Consider the following 16,106-nt stretch of genomic DNA (forward strand, 5'->3'; position numbering starts at 1 on the left):
GGGCGACGTCGCGATACGCTAGAACACATCGGCGCGAGGATGCCGCAGCACACCGGAGGAGAACGTGAGCAAACTCGAACGCAACTGGCAGTATGCCGAGCAATACCCCGGCGAGACCGATGCGATCGTGCGCGCACGCCGCCTCTCGCTCGAACTCGGCATCGAGCCCGTCAGCCGATCCACCGCCGCACATCTCTCTGCGCTGACCGCACTCACCCGCGCTCACGCCATCTGCGAGGTCGGCACCGGCGTGGGGGTGAGCGGGCTCGCACTACTGCGCTACACCGCAGACGCTACCCTCACCTCGATCGAAATCGAGCCGGAGCACCTGCGCGAAGCGCGCACCGTGTTCGCAGAGGCAGGAGTGCCCTCCTCGCGACTGCGCCTGATCGAGGGCGATGCCCGACACGTCATGCCCCGTCTGAACCTCGGCGCTTATGACCTGGTGCTGCTCGATGCCGAGCCACAGGCGCTGCTCGAACACTTCGAACACGCCCTCGGCATCGTACGGCCCGGCGGCTGCATCGTAGTGCCGGGAGTTTTCGCCCACGGCCGCGTGCCCGACCCGGCGGCCCGCGACGAGGCAACTGTCGCCTGCCGCGACCTGCTCGCCCTCGTTGCCGAGTCGCCCGCCATCGCACCGATGCTCTCCCCCGCTGGCGACGGCGTGCTCACGCTCGTACGTCTCGACGGCTGACGGCGCGGTATTCGGCGTTTCACACCTGTGACGTCATCGCGAGGCCGCGTCGGCGCAGCTGCGGTAGACAGCGAAGAGCCCCGGGAATCCTAAGATTCCCGGGGCTCTTGCTCTAGCTTCTGCGCCTCAGTGTCTAGCCGTCGAGCACTGCCGACAGCACGTCGCGCAGCTCAGTGGCTTCCTGATCGTTGACCGACACCACGAGACGGCCGCCGCCTTCAAGCGGCACGCGCACGACGATCAGCCGACTCTCACGAACCGCCTCCATGGGTCCGTCCCCAGTCCTCGGTTTCATTGCAGCCATGACGCCTCCTCGAAAGTTATGGTTGATGTCCAGTTTATCGGGCCACCCCAGACAAGGGCCAACCCGCGGACGTTGGATTACGCTTCTGCGGTCTGCAACCAGGCGCGCAGCGCCCGCTCGGTGAACTCGATCTGACTCACCGGCACCCGCTCGTCGTCGGCGTGCGCGAGCAGCGCGTCGCCGGGGCCGAAGTTGACGGCGGGGATGCCGAGGGCCGAGAAGCGGGCCACATCGGTCCACCCGAACTTCGCTGTGGGCTCGACGCCGACGGCAGCGACGAAGCGCTGCGCGAGCGGCGCGTCGAGGCCGGGCCTGGCGCCGGGCGCAAGGTCGACGATCTCAACCTCGTCTGCATCGGCGAAGAAGTCGCGCACCAGCTGCGCGGCCTCTTCGGTGGAGCGGCTGGGGGCGAAGCGGTAGTTCACCTCGAAGCTGCAGCGATCGGGGATCACGTTGCCGGCAACGCCGCCCTCGATGCGCACCGCGTTGAGACCTTCGCGGTATTCGAGGCCGTCGACGACGATGCGCTCGGCCTCGAACCGCGCGAGCTTGTCGAGCAGAGCACCGGCCCGCTGAATCGCGTTCACGCCCATCCAGCTGCGCGCGGAGTGGGCGCGCTTGCCGTGCGTCGTGACCCGTGCGCGGAGTGTGCCGTTGCAGCCGCCCTCGATGGTGCCGTTGGAGGGCTCGCCGAGGATCGCGAAGTCGGCGTCGAAGAGCTGGGGGTGGTTGCGCATGGCTCGCCCAAGGCCGCTCAGCTCCGACGCGACCTCCTCGTGGTCGTACCAGATCCAGGTGAGGTCGACGGCGGGCTCGGTGAGCTCGACGGCGAGGGCGAGCTGCACGGCGACGCCGGCTTTCATGTCGACGGTGCCGCGGCCCCAGATCATCGTCTCCCCCGTCGCGGGGTCGGTCTCGTCGCGCACGGGCAGGTTGTTGTTGATGGGCACCGTGTCGAGGTGGCCGGCGATTGCGACACGACGCTCGCGGCCCAGCTCGGTGCGCGCAACGATGGTGTCCCCGTCTCGGGTGATCTGCAGATGGGGGGCGCGCTCGCGCAGCATGTTCTCGATGGCATCGGCGATGAGCCGTTCGTCGCCCGATACCGAGGGGATATCGCACAGCTGGCGGGTGAGTTCGACGGCGCCGAGGGCCGGGTCGAGGCGGGCAGCGGAGGCGGGGAGCGGATCGGCATTCACCCGACCCAGCCTAACGGTAGCCTAGATCTCATGACTGACTCCCGCTTTGCATGGTCCGCCGGTATCGCCACCACCGCTGCCGACGGCACGGTTCTTGACGCTTGGTTCCCTTCGCCCACGCTGGGCAAGCGGCCGGCGGATCGCGATCGTTGGATCGCCCCCGCCGAGCTGGAGGAGCTCGCGGGCTCCGATGAGCTGCGCGGTGTGGACCTGCGCCCCGTGAACGTGGAGATCGATCTTGATGCGGCCCCGGCCTTCACGGAGGATGCCTACCTGCGTCTGCACCTGCTCTCCCACTGCCTCGTGCGCCCCAACAGCATCAACCTCGACGGCATCTTCGGCAAGCTGCCGAACGTGGCGTGGACCACTGCCGGCCCGATGCTGCCCGAGGTCTACGCCGCCCGCCTGCCGCAGCTGAAGCGCGCGGGCATCACCGCTGTGGGGCTCGACAAGTTCCCCCGCCTCACCGACTACGTGGTGCCTGAGGGTGTGCGCATTGCCGATGCGTCGCGGGTGCGCCTCGGCGCGCACCTCGCCCCTGGCACCACCGTGATGCACGAGGGCTTCGTGAATTTCAACGCGGGCACGCTGGGTGCGTCGATGGTTGAGGGGCGCATCTCGCAGGGCGTGGTCGTGGGCGACGGTTCCGATATCGGGGGCGGTGCTTCGATCATGGGCACGCTCTCGGGCGGCGGCACTCAGCGGATCACGATCGGCGAGCGGGCGCTGCTTGGCGCGAACTCGGGCATCGGCATCTCACTGGGCGATGACAGCGTTGTCGAGGCGGGTCTGTATGTGACGGCCGGCACCAAGGTGATGCTGCCCAAGGGTACGGCGCAGTCGGGCGGCGAGCCTGTCGAGGTGAAGGCCGTTGAGCTGTCGGGGCTGCCGCAGCTGCTGTTCCGCCGCAACTCGCGCAGCGGCGGTGTCGAGGCGCTGCCGCGCGAGGGCGCCGGCATCGAACTCAATTCCGAGCTGCACGCGTAGCTCGCCGCGCCCGGCGGCCCACTGACCCGTCGTGCGCCCGTCGAGTCGGCCTCCCCGTATCGAGTCGGCCCAGAATTCGCGTGAATCCTGGGCCGACTCGATACACAGGGGCCGACTCGATTCGCAGAGGGCGGGATGCTACTCGGCGGGGGTTTCTTCGGCGGGGGCCTCGGTGGGAATCTCTTCGGCGGGGGTTCCGGCCTGGGTCTGGGCGAGCTCTGCGGCGTTGAGCACGAGCGGGCCCGCGTTGACGATCACGTCGGCAGCGGGGCGGTAGATCACGGCGAGTTCGGCCTCGGGGAAGATCAGCACCTTGTCTCCCTTCTTCGTCTTCGCGAAGAAGGCCTGCGAGGCGAGCGACTTCGCGTCTTCGACGGTGGCGATGGTGGCCTCTTCGTCGGGCAGCAGCATGAGCTTTCCCGCGCGCTGCACGACCTGCTTCGCGCTCTCCGACTGCGCGGCCTCTGCGGCTGCGGGGTCGCGCAGCTGCTGCAGCTGCGCGAACTGCACGGCGACGAGCGTGCCGAGACCGAGCACCAGCACCACGCCCAGCGAGATGAGCACGAGCATCGGGCGCTGCATGCCGCTCCGAGTCGCCCCGTTCCGCGCCGATGATCCCTTCGAGCCAGGCTTCTTCCAGCCGCGGCGCTCACTGGCGCGGAATCCCTCGCTGTCACTCATATTCGCAATTCTCCTCAACTTCCAATCAGTCTGCTGAGATCGTATCGTGTCGCGAAGTGGGGTGCGGATCCACACCTCAGACAGCTCGTCGCCTCAGCGCACACTCGAACACCGCCCCTCACCGAGGTCACCCGTGTGGTCGTTATGCGCACCGACTAACGGCCATACGAGTGACCTCGATGTACCGGCGCGGCGCACGACCCGGGCAAGCCAGGCAAGCCGGCATCAAGTCAGGCATACGTAGGAGGCTCCCCGCCGAGCTCTGCGAGCTCGGCGGGGAGCCTCCTACGTGATCAGCCGATCAGCGACCCAGGTGGCGCTCCGGCGCACCCGTGTACAGCTGCTGAGGGCGGCCGATCTTGGTCTGTACGTCGTCGCGGGCCTCGCGCCACTGGGCGATCCAGCCGGGCAGACGACCGATAGCGAACAGCACCGTGAACATGCGCGTGGGGAAGCCCATCGCCTTGTAGATCACGCCGGTGTAGAAGTCGACGTTCGGGTAGAGCTTGCGCTCCTTGAAGTAGTCGTCTTCGAGCGCGATCTGCTCAAGCTCCTGCGCAAGGCCGAGCAGCGGATCGTTGACGCCCAGCTCTTCGAGCACGCGGCTGGCGCTCTCCTTCACAATGCGGGCCCGCGGATCGTAGTTCTTGTAGACGCGGTGCCCGAAGCCCATCAGCTTGACGCCGTCTTCCTTGCGCTTAACCTTCTCCACGAAGGTTTCGACGCTTTGCCCGGAGTCGCGGATCTGGGCGAGCATATCGAGCACGGCCTCGTTCGCGCCGCCATGCAGCGGGCCCGAGAGCGCGTTGATGCCCGCCGAAACCGACGAGAACATGTTGGCGCCGGTCGAACCGACAAGGCGCACCGTCGAAGTCGAAGCGTTCTGCTCGTGATCGGCGTGCAGAATGAGCAGCTTGTCGAGCGCGTCGACCAGCACCGGGTTCATCTCGTAGTCTTCGGCCTTGTTGCCAAAGTTGAGACGCAGGAAGTTCTCGACGAAGCCGAGCGAGTTCTTGGGGTACAGGAACGCCTGACCGATCGACTTCTTGTGCGCGTACGCCGCGAGCACGGGCAGCTTCGCGAGCAGACGGATGGTGTTAACCTCGACGAACTCGGGCACCGTGGTGTCAAGCGAGCTCTCGTAGTAGGTCGACATGGTCTGCAGACCACCGGAGAGCACCGCCATCGGGTGCGCCGTGTGCGGCACGCCCTCGAAGTAGTAACGCATGTCTTCGTGCAGCAGCGTGTGACGGCGGATCTCGTCATCGAAGGCCGCGAGCTCGTCGGAGCTGGGGAGCTCACCGTAAATGAGCAGGTAGGCAACCTCGAGGAAGGTCGAGTTGCGGGCGAGCTCCTCGATCGGATAGCCGCGGTAGCGCAGCACGCCTTCTTCGCCGTCGATATAAGTGATGCCCGACTTCGTGGAGGCGGTGTTCACGAAGCCGTAGTCGAGGGCCGTGTAGCCCGTCTGCTTGGTGAGCGTGCTGAGATCGATGGCCGAGTGCCCGGCGACCGAATCGAGGATCGGGAATTCTGCCTGCCCGCCAGGGAAGGTGAGCTTGGCGGTGGCCGGGTCCTGCTGCTGAGTCGAATCGGTCACGTCGTCTCCTCGTGAGGTCTCATACGGAAAGGCATCGGGTAGACGCCTTCGTTCTTATCACCCTATCGGCTCCGTGGGAGCGAACGTGCACACCGTCGCTTCGCTGTGCCGCCACCTAGAATATCTTGACGTCGAACAAAATGCGATTCGACGGCGCGCCCGGTCAGACCCCCGAAGCCGCCTCGCGGATGCGCTGCGCCGCCGCCGCGATGGCCTCGTCGCTCGCGGTGAGGGCGAGTCGCACATGGCGGGCCGAATGAGCACCGTAAAAGTGCCCCGGCCCCACCACGATGCCGAGTGCGGCGAACTCCGCCACCGCTTCCCAGGCGTCGGCATCGCGGGTAACCCACAGGTACAGCCCCGCTTCGCTCCCCTCGACCCGGTACCCCGCTGCCTCGAGCGCGGGCCGCAGCACCTCGCGTCGCGCGCGGTAGCGCTCGCGCTGCTCTGCGACATGCGTTTCGTCTGCGAGCGCGGCCACCATCGCGGCCTGCACCGGTGCCGGCGTCATCAGCCCGGCATGTTTGCGTACGGTCAGCAGGCGGTCGATGAGTTCAGGATCGCCGGCCACGAATGCGGCACGGTAACCCGCAAGATTCGACTGCTTGCTGAGCGAGTACGCTGCGAGCACACCGTGGTGGTCATCGCCCACGACGCGCGGATCGAGGATCGAGGGGATCCGCTCCGCATCCCACGGCGACTCCCAACCGAACTCGGCGTAGCACTCGTCGCCGACGATCACAGCGCCAAGTTCGCGCGCCCGCGCCACGGCAGCCCGCAGCGCGTCAACGTCGAGCACGCGCCCATCGGGATTCGAGGGCGAGTTGACCCAGACCAGGCGGGTGTGTTCCGGCCACTCGGCAGGGTTGTCGGCGGCGATCGCCTCAGCGCCCACGAGCGCCGCCCCCATCGCGTAACTCGGATAGGCGATCCGGGGGAACACCACGGCTTCCTCAGGGCCCAATCCCAAGAGGAATGGCATCAGGGCGACGAGTTCTTTTGACCCCACCGTGGGCAGCACCGCGGCAGGCTCGACTGCCACACCGCGACGCTGCGCGAACCACTCAGCGATCGCCTCGCGCAGCCCGGCAGTGCCGGCGGTAGCCGGGTAGCCATGCGCGTCAGTGGCTGCGGCGAGCGCGTCGCGCACGCTCTGCGGTGCCGGATCGACGGGCGATCCCACCGAGAGGTTCAGCGCTCCGCCCGGGTGGCCGGCCGCCTGCTCGGCGTAGGGCGCCATCGCGTCCCAGGGGTATTCGGGAAGCGGGCCGCGCATGCGACTACTCGCCCTGCGGCGGCAGCGCCGCGATGATCGGGTGATCGAAGTCGTAGACACCGACCTTCGCCGCCCCGCCGGGCGAGCCGATCTCGTCGAAGAACTCGACGTTGGCCTTGTAGTAGTCGGCCCACTCCTCGGGGAGGTCATCTTCGTAGTAGATGGCCTCGACGGGGCAGACCGGCTCGCACGCACCGCAGTCGACGCACTCGTCGGGGTGAATGTAGAGCGAACGTTCGCCCTCGTAGATGCAGTCGACCGGGCACTCATCGACGCAGGCACGATCCTTCACGTCGACGCACGGAAGAGCGATCACATAGGTCACGATGCCCCTACCTTTCGTTGCACTCCATCAGGCCGCGGCGCTCGCCACGGCGGTCGAACGGCGATGGATCACCATTCGCCTCAGCCGACCGTCTTCACTCGGCTCGTAACGCACCTATCCTATCCCCCGCCGGGTCGCCGCCCTGGCCTGCCGCGCTCAGAGATCGAAGGAGTCGCGTGTGGGAATCTCAGTGGTGACGGTGGGCAGATCGGGGTACAGCGGCGGCAGCACACCGGTGTCGCCCTCGCGCGGCAGCATGCCGGCCGAAAGCCCACGGAACGGGCCGAGATCGGGGCCCTGGTTAGCAAGGGCCACCTCCTGGCGCACGCCGGGTGCGATCTCGACGCGCTCACCGCGCACGGTCACCGCAACGGGCTCCTCACCCTCGATCATGTCGAAAGCGATGCGATCCTGTCGCAGCTCGACCGCGATCCGGCACCCGCGCCACACCAGTTTGAACCGCAACGCATCCCAGTGCACCGGTAGCCGCGGATCGAAGGCGAGCTGCCGCCCTGCGGAGTCGCGCATCCCTGCGAAGCCCTGCACGAGCGTCATCCAGACGCCGCCGGTGGAGGCGATATGCACCCCGTCTGCAGAGTTGCGGTGCAGATCATCGAGGTCGACGCGCAGCGCGTGCTCGAAGTAGCGGTAGGCCAGCTCGGGGTAGCCCACCTCTGCTGCGATGATCGACTGCACCACCGCCGAAAGCGTCGAATCCCCCGTGGTGAGCGCGTCGTAGTACTCGAAATCGCGCAGCTTCTCAGCTCGGGTGAACTCGTCGCCCGCGAGCAGCAGGGCCAGCACCACATCGGCCTGCTTGAGCACCTGGAAGCGGTAGATCACGAGCGGGTGGAAGTGCAGCAGCAGCGGCTTCTGCTCGGGCGGCGTCGCCGCGAGATCCCACACCTCGCGGTCAAGGAAGTGGGCGTCCTGCGGGTGGATGCCCATCTCATCCGAGTAGGGCACGCACATCGCGTCGGCCGCATCCTCCCACGCCTCCACCTCTTCGGGGGTGAGGTGCAGTCGGTCGACCAGGCCGGCGTAGACCTCCGGCGCCTCCTGTTCGAGACGGCGCACCATCTGCGCAGCGACACGCAGATTGAAGCGCGCCATAACGTTGGTGAAGAGGTTGTCGTTCACCACTGTCGTGTACTCGTCGGGCCCGGTCACCCCGTGAATGTGAAAGCGTCGCACCCCGTCGCGATCCGTGCGCCAGAACCCGAGGCTGCGCCACAGCCGCGCCGTCTCGACTGGAATGTCACATGCGCCCGACAGCAGATACTCAAAGTCACCCGTTGCGAAGACGTACCGCGCCAGCGCATAGGTGATGTCGGCGTTGATGTGATAGGCCGCGGTGCCCGCGGCGTAGTAGGCGCTCGCCTCCTCGCCGTTGATCGTGCGCCACGGGAACAGCGCACCGTCCTCATTCAGCGTGACCGCGCGGCGTCGCGCCTGATCGAGCATCCGCTCCCGCGAACGCAGCGCGTTGCGCGCCCACAGCGGCGTGGTGTAGCTCAAGAACGGCAGCACGTAGATCTCAGAATCCCAGAAGTAGTGGCCGCTGTACCCCGAGCCTGTCAGCCCCTTCGCGGGGATCCCGCGCCCGTCGGCGCGCGCCGCAGCCTGAGCAAGCTGGAACAGATTCCAGCGGATCGCCTGCTGCACACCCGGCTCCCCCTCGACCTGCACGTCGCTGCGATCCCAAAACGCGTCAAGGAACTCACGCTGACGCTGCCACCGCAGCTCAGCGGGTTCCGTGGCGACCTTCGCGAGCGTGTGCACGCAGCGGTCGAGCAGTTCCTCCGGGCCCGCCGTCGCCGAGGAGTGGTAGGCCGCCGTCTTCACGAGCCGCACCGTGCGCCCCTGCCTGGCGGTGCCCTGGAACAGGTGCCGCACCCGATCCGATGAGGTCTCGACGCGGGTCTGCCACTCGCTCGCGTCGCCCCCGTCGAAGTCGTGGTCGACCCCCACTCCCATCGTCATGCCCGAATCGTGCACCCGGTAGCTCAGCACGCTGCGGCCGCCCTCGTGACGGGCGGGGCCGGGGTCGAGGATCCGTTCCTCCGTCAGCTGCTCGCTCTTGCGGGGATCCGCGATGCCCGTGGCCTCCTTCTCGGCACGCACGCGCCGCAGATCCTGCCGGTTGATGATGAGGCTGGAGATGGTGAGATCCGCGTCGGCATCGAGCACCGTGACGCGCATCTCGATCGTCGCGAGGTGCCGTGACGCGAACGACACCATGCGCCGCGTCTCCACACGCACCCGCTTGCCCGTGGGGGTCAGCCACAGCAGCGTGCGGGTGAGGGTGCCCGCGCGCAGATCGAGCACGCGCTGCACATCGAGAATCTCTGACGATTCGAGGTTGAGCCGCTCATCATCAACATAGATGCGGATCGTCTTCACATCGGGCGCGTTCACGATTGTCTGCCCGTGCTCGGCAAAACCGTAGGCGTTTTCGGCGTGGCGGATCCGCCACGTCTCATGCAGACCGTTGATGAAGGTGCCGTGACTGCCGAGCGGCAGCCCCTCCTCATGATTGCCGCGCAGACCCAGATAGCCATTCGCCAGCGAGAACAGGGTCTCATCCTCAGCCGCGAGCGAACCATCGATGCCGCGCACCACCAGCCGCCACGGATCCTCGCCGAAATCGCGGTGCAGATCCTCAACGGGAATGTCGAAGAGTTCAGGGGTCATCGCACCAGCTCCTCAAGATCGGCAACCACGAGATCTGCACCCGCCTCAGTAAGCATCGCTGCACCAGCGCCGCGATCCACCCCCACCACTAGGCCGAAGCGTCCCGCGCGCGCCGCAGCGACACCCGAGGCGGCATCCTCGAACACGGCAGTGCGCTCCGGGTCGGCACCCAGCAGCTCAGCACCCCACAGGAAGGTGTCTGGCGCGGGCTTCCCCGGCAACCCTTCACGCTCGGCAACAACCCCGTCGACCACGGCTTCGAAACGATCCCGCAGCCCCGCTGCACGCAGCACCGCCTCCGCATTGCGCGAGCTCGACACCACCGCAAGCGGGCGACCCAGCCCGGCCAGCCTGTCGAGCAGCCGCAGCGACCCGGGGTACGGGGCAATGCCGTCACGCTGCAGCACCTCGGTGAACACCCGATTCTTGCGGTTGCCCACTCCGATCACGCTGCCGAAGCCGTCATCTCCGGGCTCACCCTCGGGCAGCACGATGCCGCGCGCCCGCAACAGGGCCGCCACCCCCTCGAAGCGGGGCCGGCCGTCGAGCGATTCGTAGTAGTCGCTCTCGCGGTACGGCGCCTGCCCCAGTGCCGAGAACAAGCTGTTGAAGGTTTCGGCCCAGGCCCGCATGTGCAGTTCGACTGTCGGCGTGATGACCCCGTCAAGGTCAAACAGATAGGCGTCGTATCGGTCGATCAAGCGAATTGCCCTCCCGGAAACTACTTCTGCGACCCCGCCAGCAGCGCCTGTACGAAGTATCGCTGGAATGCGAAAAACACTACCAGCCTCGACATGAAGGCTACGGGGTGACCTCCGTGCCGATGCCGCGCTCCGTGAAAATCTCGAGCAGCACCGAATGCGGTTCGCGACCGTCAATGATCGCGGCCTTCGGCACGCCGCCGCGCACCGCATCAAGGCAGGCACGCATCTTCGGGATCATGCCGCTCTCGAGCGAGGGCAGCAGCTGCTCAAGCTCGCTCGTCGTGATGCTCGACACGAGAGAGTCGCGGTCGGGCCAGTTCGCGTAGAGGCCAGCAACATCGGTGAGAATGACAAGCTTCTCGGCACCGAGCGCCGCCGCGAGCGCAGACGCGGCAGCATCAGCGTTCACATTGAGCGAGTCGCCGGGGTGATCGACATCCGGCGCGATCGACGACACCACCGGGATCAGACCGGCTTCGAGCAGCGCCAGCACCGGCTCGGGACGCACATCGATCACATCGCCGACCAGCCCCAAATCGACACGCTCACCATCGACGTCGACAGGTGGGCGGCGGCGGCCGATGAACAGCCCCGCATCCTCACCAGTGGTGCCCGCGGCGAGCGGCCCGTGCGCGTTGATCTCGTCGACGAGCTCGGGGTTCACCTTGCCGGTGAGCACCATGCGCACCACGTCCATCGTCTCAGGCGTCGTGACGCGGTAGCCGCCCTTGAACTCACTCTCGATGCCGAGCCGCGCCAGCATCGCGTTGATCTGCGGGCCACCGCCGTGCACCACGACAGGCATGATGCCGGTGTGCCGCAGATACACAACATCCTCGGCGAACGCCGCCATCAGGGCGTCGTCGATCATCGCATTGCCGCCGAACTTGATCACCATGATCTTGCCGCGGAACTTCTTCAGCCACGGCAGCGACTCGATGAGCACCTGGGCCTTGCCTGCAGCCTGCTCGTGGTCGAGGGTTCTCGTGGTGGTGGTCATGCGCTGCCTAACTTGAGTACGCCGAGTTCTCGTGCACGTATTCGTGCGTGAGATCGTTGGTGCGGATCGTAGCCGTGTGATCGCCCGAGAAGAGATCGATCTCGACGTGCGTGCGGCGAGGCGTCAGATCGCACTCCTCGACGGGGCGATCGGGGCCGCCGGCGTGGCAGAGGCGCACTCCGTTGAAGCTCACGTCGACTTGATAGGGGTCGAAGGCCGCCTCGGTGGTGCCGATCGCGGCGAGCACGCGGCCCCAGTTCGGGTCGTTGCCGAAAATCGCCGCCTTGAACAGGTTGTTGCGGGCCACCGAACGGCCCACCTCGAGCGCGTCGGCCACGCTCGCAGCGCCACGCACCTCGATGTCGATGTCGTGGCTCGCCCCCTCAGCGTCGGCCTGGAGCTGTGCGGCGAGACTGTCGCAGACCGCAGCGAGGGCATTGGCGAAGGTTTCCTCTTCGGGCACCACGCCTGAAGCGCCGCTGGCGAGCAGCGTCACCTGATCGTTCGTCGACATGCAGCCGTCGCTGTCGAGCCTGTCGAAACTCGCGCCCGTGGCACGGCGCAGCGCCCGGTCGAGCGCGTCGTCGTCGAGCAGCGCATCGGTGGTGATCACCACGAGCATTGTGGCGAGGCCCGGCGCGAGCATTCCGGCGCCCTTCGCCATCGCGCCGATGGTCCAGCCGTCGCCCGTGTGCACGGCGGTCTTTTCGACTGAGTCGGTGGTGAGGATCGCGGCGGGCGCCGTGGTGTCGTCGGCGGCGAGCGCGGCGACGAGCGCGGGCACATTGTTCACGATCTTGTCGCGAAAGGCCTGGTCGCCGGTGCCGATGAGACCCGTGGAGCAGACGAGGATCTGCTCGGCGTCGACGGTGTCGGTATCGAGCTGAGCCGCGCCGAGCGCAGCGGCGACGGCCTCAGCCGTGAGCCTGGTGGTCTCGTAGCCGAAGTCGCCGGTGAAGCAGTTCGCACCACCCGAGTTGAGGATGATGGCGCGTGCGGGGCCGTTCTGCGCGACCTTGCGGCTCCACAGAATGGGGTTCGCCTGCGCGCGGTTACTCGTGAACACCACGGCAGAAGCTCGCTCGGGCCCGTTGTTGACGACGAGGGCGAGGTCGGGCTTGCCGGTGCTCTTCAGGCCGACGGCGATGCCCGCCGAGGCAAAGCCCTGGGGTGCGGTGACGCTCACTATTGCTCCTTCTGCTGCTGCGCTGATGTGTGTTGGCCGGCTCTGCAAGCGAGCCTCGCAAGGTCGCGACCCTGTTGCCCGCTCAGAATCCCGCCGAACGGCTGATATTGCATGCGGATCGCGGGGTGCTCGTGCGAAACCCGCCTTTCGGCGCGGTTGATGGTCACGGGGCGACGCCGTTCACCGACAGGCCAGTGGTCTCGGGGATGCCGAGGGCGATGTTCGCCGACTGGATCGCGGCGCCAGCGGTGCCCTTCGCGAGATTGTCGAGGGCGGCCACCACCACCACGCGACCCGCTGCCTCATCGACCGCGAGGCCCATGAGGCAGGTATTGGCGCCGAGCGTGTCGGCGGTGCGCGGAAAGACCCCCTCGGGCAACAGCTGCACGAAGGGCTCGGCGGTGTAGGCATCTTCCCAGGCGCTGCGCACCTGCTGTGCGGTGACGCCGGGGGCAAGCCGGGCGGTCGAGGTCGCGAGAATCCCACGGCTCATCGGCACGAGCACGGGCGTGAAGCTGATGCTGGGTTCGACCGCGGCGCCCGCCCCGCGCAGCGCCTGCCGAATCTCCGGGATGTGCCGGTGCGTGCCGCCGACGGCGTAGGGGTTCGCGGTGCCCATCAGCTCGGCACCCAGCAAGTGTGTTTTCGCGGCCTTTCCTGCGCCGCTCGGCCCCACGGCGAGCACGCTCACAATGTCGCGCGGCTCAATGACACCGGCGGCGATACCGGGAGCGAGCGACAAGGCCACCGTCGAGGCGTTGCAGCCGGGTGCCGCGATGCGCGTCGCAGCTGCGAGATATTCGCGCTGGCGTGTCCAGATCGGGGTGCCGTCTGCCGCGAGCTCGGCTTTGATGAGCTCGGGCACTCCGTACTCCCAGGCGCCGTGGTGTTCGCCGCCGTAGAACGCGGCCCAGTCGGCGGCGTCGGTGAGGCGGTGATCGGCACCGCAGTCAATGACGAGGCGCACATCGCGCAGTTGCGCGGTGAGCGCCCCCGAGGCGCCATGCGGCAGGGCGAAAAAGACGACATCGTGGCCGTCGAGCACTGCCGGCTCGGTCGGCTGGAGCACGAAGTGCGCCAGTGAGCGCAGATGCGGCTGCGATTCGATGAGCGGGCGCCCCGCTGTGGAGTGCCCCGTGACCGTGCGAATCTCAAACTCAGGGTGCGCAGCCAGCAGGCGCAGCAGCTCGCCTCCGGCGTACCCGCTCGCCCCGGCCACAGCCACTGAATACGTCATCTCGCACCCTCCGTCGTTACCCGTCTATTCTGGCACCTCGCGCAGCGGCGCGCTCCGCCCTACCCGACGCTCCCCACCTTGACCGGCGCACTCAGCGCTGACCGGCGCACTCAGCGCTGCCCGGTGTGCTCCGTGCTGCCCGCAGCAGCTCAACGGTGCTTGAACTCGGCGGCGCGCTTCTCGGTAAAGGCCCGCATCCCCTCTTTCTGATCGTCAGTAGCGAAGGCGGCCGCAAAGGCCTGGCGCTCGAACCGCAGCCCCTCAGCGAGCGGCGTCTCCTGCGCCACCTGCAACGCCTCCTTCGCGGCGTATACCGCCGGCAGCGACTTCGACGCAATCGTCTCCGCCGTCTGCGCGGCCTCGGCAAGCAGCTCAGCTGCGGGCACCACGCGTGACACGAGACCGGCGCGATCCGCCTCCTCGGCACCCATCATGCGGCCCGTCAGCACCATCTCGGCTGCCTTGTACTTGCCGATCGCGCGCGGCAGGCGCTGCGACCCACCGAACCCTGGCAGCACCCCCAAGTTGATCTCGGGCTGGCCGAACTTCGCGGTGTCGGCGGCAATGATGATGTCGCACATCATCGCAAGCTCGCAACCACCGCCGAGCGCGAAACCGGCGACCGCGGCGATCACGGGCGTGCGCATACGCTCGAAGCCACCCCACCCCGGGAACGGCCCGCCCAGGAACATGTCGGCGTAGCCGCGATCCGCCATCTCCTTGATGTCGGCCCCCGCCGCGAACGCCTTTTCCGAACCTGTGATCACGATCGCGCCGATGCCGGGATCGGCATCGAAGGCGAGTGCCGCCTCGATCAGCTCACGCACCAGCGTCGAGTTGAGGGCATTAAGCGCCTCAGGCCGGTGCAGGGTGATGGTGGCAACCCGCCCCTGCGTCTCGGTCTTGATCGTCGTGTATTCGGTCATCGCTGCTCCCTTGCTCGGCTGGCCCCGTCGAGGATCCCGTTCTGGCTCCTCCCCCACGTTACCGCGGCCGCTCAGTCGGCTTCGGCGGCACGCTCCGCCGCCGCAAGCTCCTCCTTGCTCGGCACGTATCCCGCGATGTGACGTTCCTCGGGTCCGTTGTAGGCGGAGAGAGGGCGGATCAGCGCATTCGAGGCCGCCTGCTCCATGATGTGCGCTGTCCAACCGGTGACGCGCGACGCGATGAAGAGCGGCGTGAAGGTGAGCGTGTCGAAGCCCATGAGGTTGTAGGCCGGGCCCGAGGGATAGTCCAAATTGGGGTAGATCCCCTTGCGCGACACGAACTCCCGTTCGAGCGCCTCGTAGAGTTCAGCCACGTCGGCGCGGTCGTAGTGCTCGACGAGCGTGTCGAGCGCCGCCTTCATCGTGGGGACGCGCGAATCGCCCTTCTTGTAGACCCGGTGCCCGAAGCCCATGATCTTACGCTTCTCGGCGAGCGCACGGTCGAGCCACGGCACCACGTTCGCGGCGTCGCCGATCTCGTTCATAATGTGCAGCACGGCCTCGTTCGCGCCGCCGTGCAGGGGCCCCTTAAGGGCGCCGATCGCGGCCACGACTGCGGAGTACAGGTCGGAAAGCGTCGAGGCGACCACCCGAGCGGTAAACGTCGACGCGTTGAAGGAGTGCTCGGCATACAGCACCATCGAGCGGTTGAAGGCGTCGACCACCGTCTCGTGGGGGTCCTCACCGAAGGTCATCCAGAGAAAGTTCGCAGCGTAGTCGAGATCGTCCCGGGGCTCCACGAGCCCCTGTCCGCGGCGACGGCGCTGCCCGTAGGCGACGATCGCGGGCAGCACCGCGTAGAGCCGGATCGAGCGGTCAAGGTTCTGTTCGGGGCTGCCCGAGGCATCGAGCACCGAACCTGAGCCGGCCGTATCGAGGGCACCGATCACGCTCACCGCCGTACGCACCTCGTCCATCGGATGAGCTTTGAGCGGCAGCAGATCGATGGCCGCCCGCACCTCGCCGGGGAGAGCTCGGTGCTCGCGCTCGAGTGTCCGGAGCTCGGCCAGCTGATGCGGGGTCGGCAGCTCACCGTTCCAGAGCAGGTAGGCGACGGCCTCGAAGGGCTGGGTCGCGGCGAGCTCCTGCACCGGGTAGCCGCGGTACAGCAGACTGTTCGTCTCTGGGTTGACCTTCGAGACGGCGGTGACGTCGGCTACGACACCCGCGAGGCCCTTCCTGATATCGGGATCGGTCATGATGGCTCCTTTGCTCATGCTCTGCTGGGAA

At 67.3% G+C, this 16,106-nt stretch carries 15 protein-coding genes; 2 read left to right on the plus strand and 13 right to left on the minus strand.

Going from position 1 to position 16,106, the window contains the following annotated elements; all coding sequences use genetic code 11:
* Positions 1–64 precede the first annotated feature (64 nt).
* The gene (locus WFI54_RS03075; RefSeq protein ID WP_336651322.1) at positions 65–697 is read left to right on the plus strand and encodes an O-methyltransferase; all 633 of its coding nucleotides are present in this window, start codon (positions 65–67) and stop codon (positions 695–697) included.
* Between the two features lie 133 nt (positions 698–830).
* On the opposite strand, the gene WFI54_RS03080 is transcribed toward WFI54_RS03075, so the two are convergent.
* The gene (locus WFI54_RS03080) at positions 831–1,001 is read right to left on the minus strand and encodes a DUF3117 domain-containing protein (protein ID WP_223044349.1); all 171 of its coding nucleotides are present in this window, start codon (positions 999–1,001) and stop codon (positions 831–833) included.
* 77 nt (positions 1,002–1,078) lie between these two features.
* Positions 1,079–2,200 carry a succinyl-diaminopimelate desuccinylase gene (dapE, locus tag WFI54_RS03085; RefSeq protein ID WP_336651323.1) on the minus strand — a complete coding sequence of 374 codons (1,122 nt, stop codon included), beginning with the start codon at positions 2,198–2,200 and terminating at the stop codon, positions 1,079–1,081.
* A gap of 30 nt (positions 2,201–2,230) precedes the next feature.
* Here dapE and dapD point away from each other — a divergent pair, with 30 nt between their 5' ends.
* Positions 2,231–3,187, plus strand: coding sequence for a 2,3,4,5-tetrahydropyridine-2,6-dicarboxylate N-succinyltransferase (gene dapD, locus WFI54_RS03090; protein WP_336651324.1), 957 nt, complete (start codon positions 2,231–2,233; stop codon positions 3,185–3,187).
* A gap of 138 nt (positions 3,188–3,325) precedes the next feature.
* On the opposite strand, the gene WFI54_RS03095 is transcribed toward dapD, so the two are convergent.
* From WFI54_RS03095 to WFI54_RS03145, 11 genes are all read right to left on the minus strand, one after another.
* Entirely contained in the window at positions 3,326–3,868 is a 543-nt protein-coding gene (locus WFI54_RS03095) for a hypothetical protein (RefSeq protein WP_336651325.1), read from the minus strand.
* Positions 3,869–4,169: 301 nt separating this feature from the next.
* Complete coding sequence (locus tag WFI54_RS03100; protein WP_336651326.1) at positions 4,170–5,468, minus strand: citrate synthase; 1,299 nt, start codon at positions 5,466–5,468, stop codon at positions 4,170–4,172.
* A gap of 163 nt (positions 5,469–5,631) precedes the next feature.
* Positions 5,632–6,744 (minus strand): succinyldiaminopimelate transaminase, encoded by a 1,113-nt coding sequence (dapC, locus tag WFI54_RS03105; RefSeq protein ID WP_336651327.1) that lies wholly within the window; start codon positions 6,742–6,744, stop codon positions 5,632–5,634.
* Between the two features lie 4 nt (positions 6,745–6,748).
* Positions 6,749–7,069, minus strand: a complete 321-nt coding sequence (gene fdxA / locus WFI54_RS03110) for a ferredoxin (protein WP_024356322.1) — start codon at positions 7,067–7,069, stop codon at positions 6,749–6,751.
* Positions 7,070–7,225: 156 nt separating this feature from the next.
* Positions 7,226–9,763 carry a glycoside hydrolase family 65 protein gene (locus tag WFI54_RS03115; RefSeq protein WP_336651328.1) on the minus strand — a complete coding sequence of 846 codons (2,538 nt, stop codon included), beginning with the start codon at positions 9,761–9,763 and terminating at the stop codon, positions 7,226–7,228.
* The gene (locus tag WFI54_RS03120) at positions 9,760–10,464 is read right to left on the minus strand and encodes an HAD family hydrolase (RefSeq protein ID WP_336651329.1); all 705 of its coding nucleotides are present in this window, start codon (positions 10,462–10,464) and stop codon (positions 9,760–9,762) included. The genes WFI54_RS03115 and WFI54_RS03120 overlap by 4 nt, the downstream gene beginning before the upstream one ends.
* Positions 10,465–10,564: 100 nt before the next feature.
* Positions 10,565–11,467 (minus strand): acetylglutamate kinase, encoded by a 903-nt coding sequence (gene argB / locus WFI54_RS03125; protein WP_336651330.1) that lies wholly within the window; start codon positions 11,465–11,467, stop codon positions 10,565–10,567.
* A 7-nt stretch (positions 11,468–11,474) separates the two neighbouring features.
* Positions 11,475–12,653: a bifunctional glutamate N-acetyltransferase/amino-acid acetyltransferase ArgJ gene (argJ, locus tag WFI54_RS03130; protein ID WP_336651331.1), complete on the minus strand. Its 1,179-nt coding sequence runs from the start codon at positions 12,651–12,653 to the stop codon at positions 11,475–11,477.
* A 163-nt stretch (positions 12,654–12,816) separates the two neighbouring features.
* A complete protein-coding gene (gene argC / locus WFI54_RS03135) occupies positions 12,817–13,890 on the minus strand; it encodes an N-acetyl-gamma-glutamyl-phosphate reductase (protein WP_336651332.1) in 1,074 nt (357 codons plus the stop codon).
* A 149-nt stretch (positions 13,891–14,039) separates the two neighbouring features.
* A complete protein-coding gene (locus WFI54_RS03140; protein WP_336651333.1) occupies positions 14,040–14,816 on the minus strand; it encodes an enoyl-CoA hydratase in 777 nt (258 codons plus the stop codon).
* Between the two features lie 71 nt (positions 14,817–14,887).
* The gene (locus tag WFI54_RS03145; protein WP_336651334.1) at positions 14,888–16,075 is read right to left on the minus strand and encodes a bifunctional 2-methylcitrate synthase/citrate synthase; all 1,188 of its coding nucleotides are present in this window, start codon (positions 16,073–16,075) and stop codon (positions 14,888–14,890) included.
* Positions 16,076–16,106: the final 31 nt, after the last annotated feature.

The sequence above is a fragment of the Leucobacter sp. MMO-125 genome, from assembly GCF_037148395.1.
Classification (GTDB): domain Bacteria; phylum Actinomycetota; class Actinomycetes; order Actinomycetales; family Microbacteriaceae; genus Leucobacter.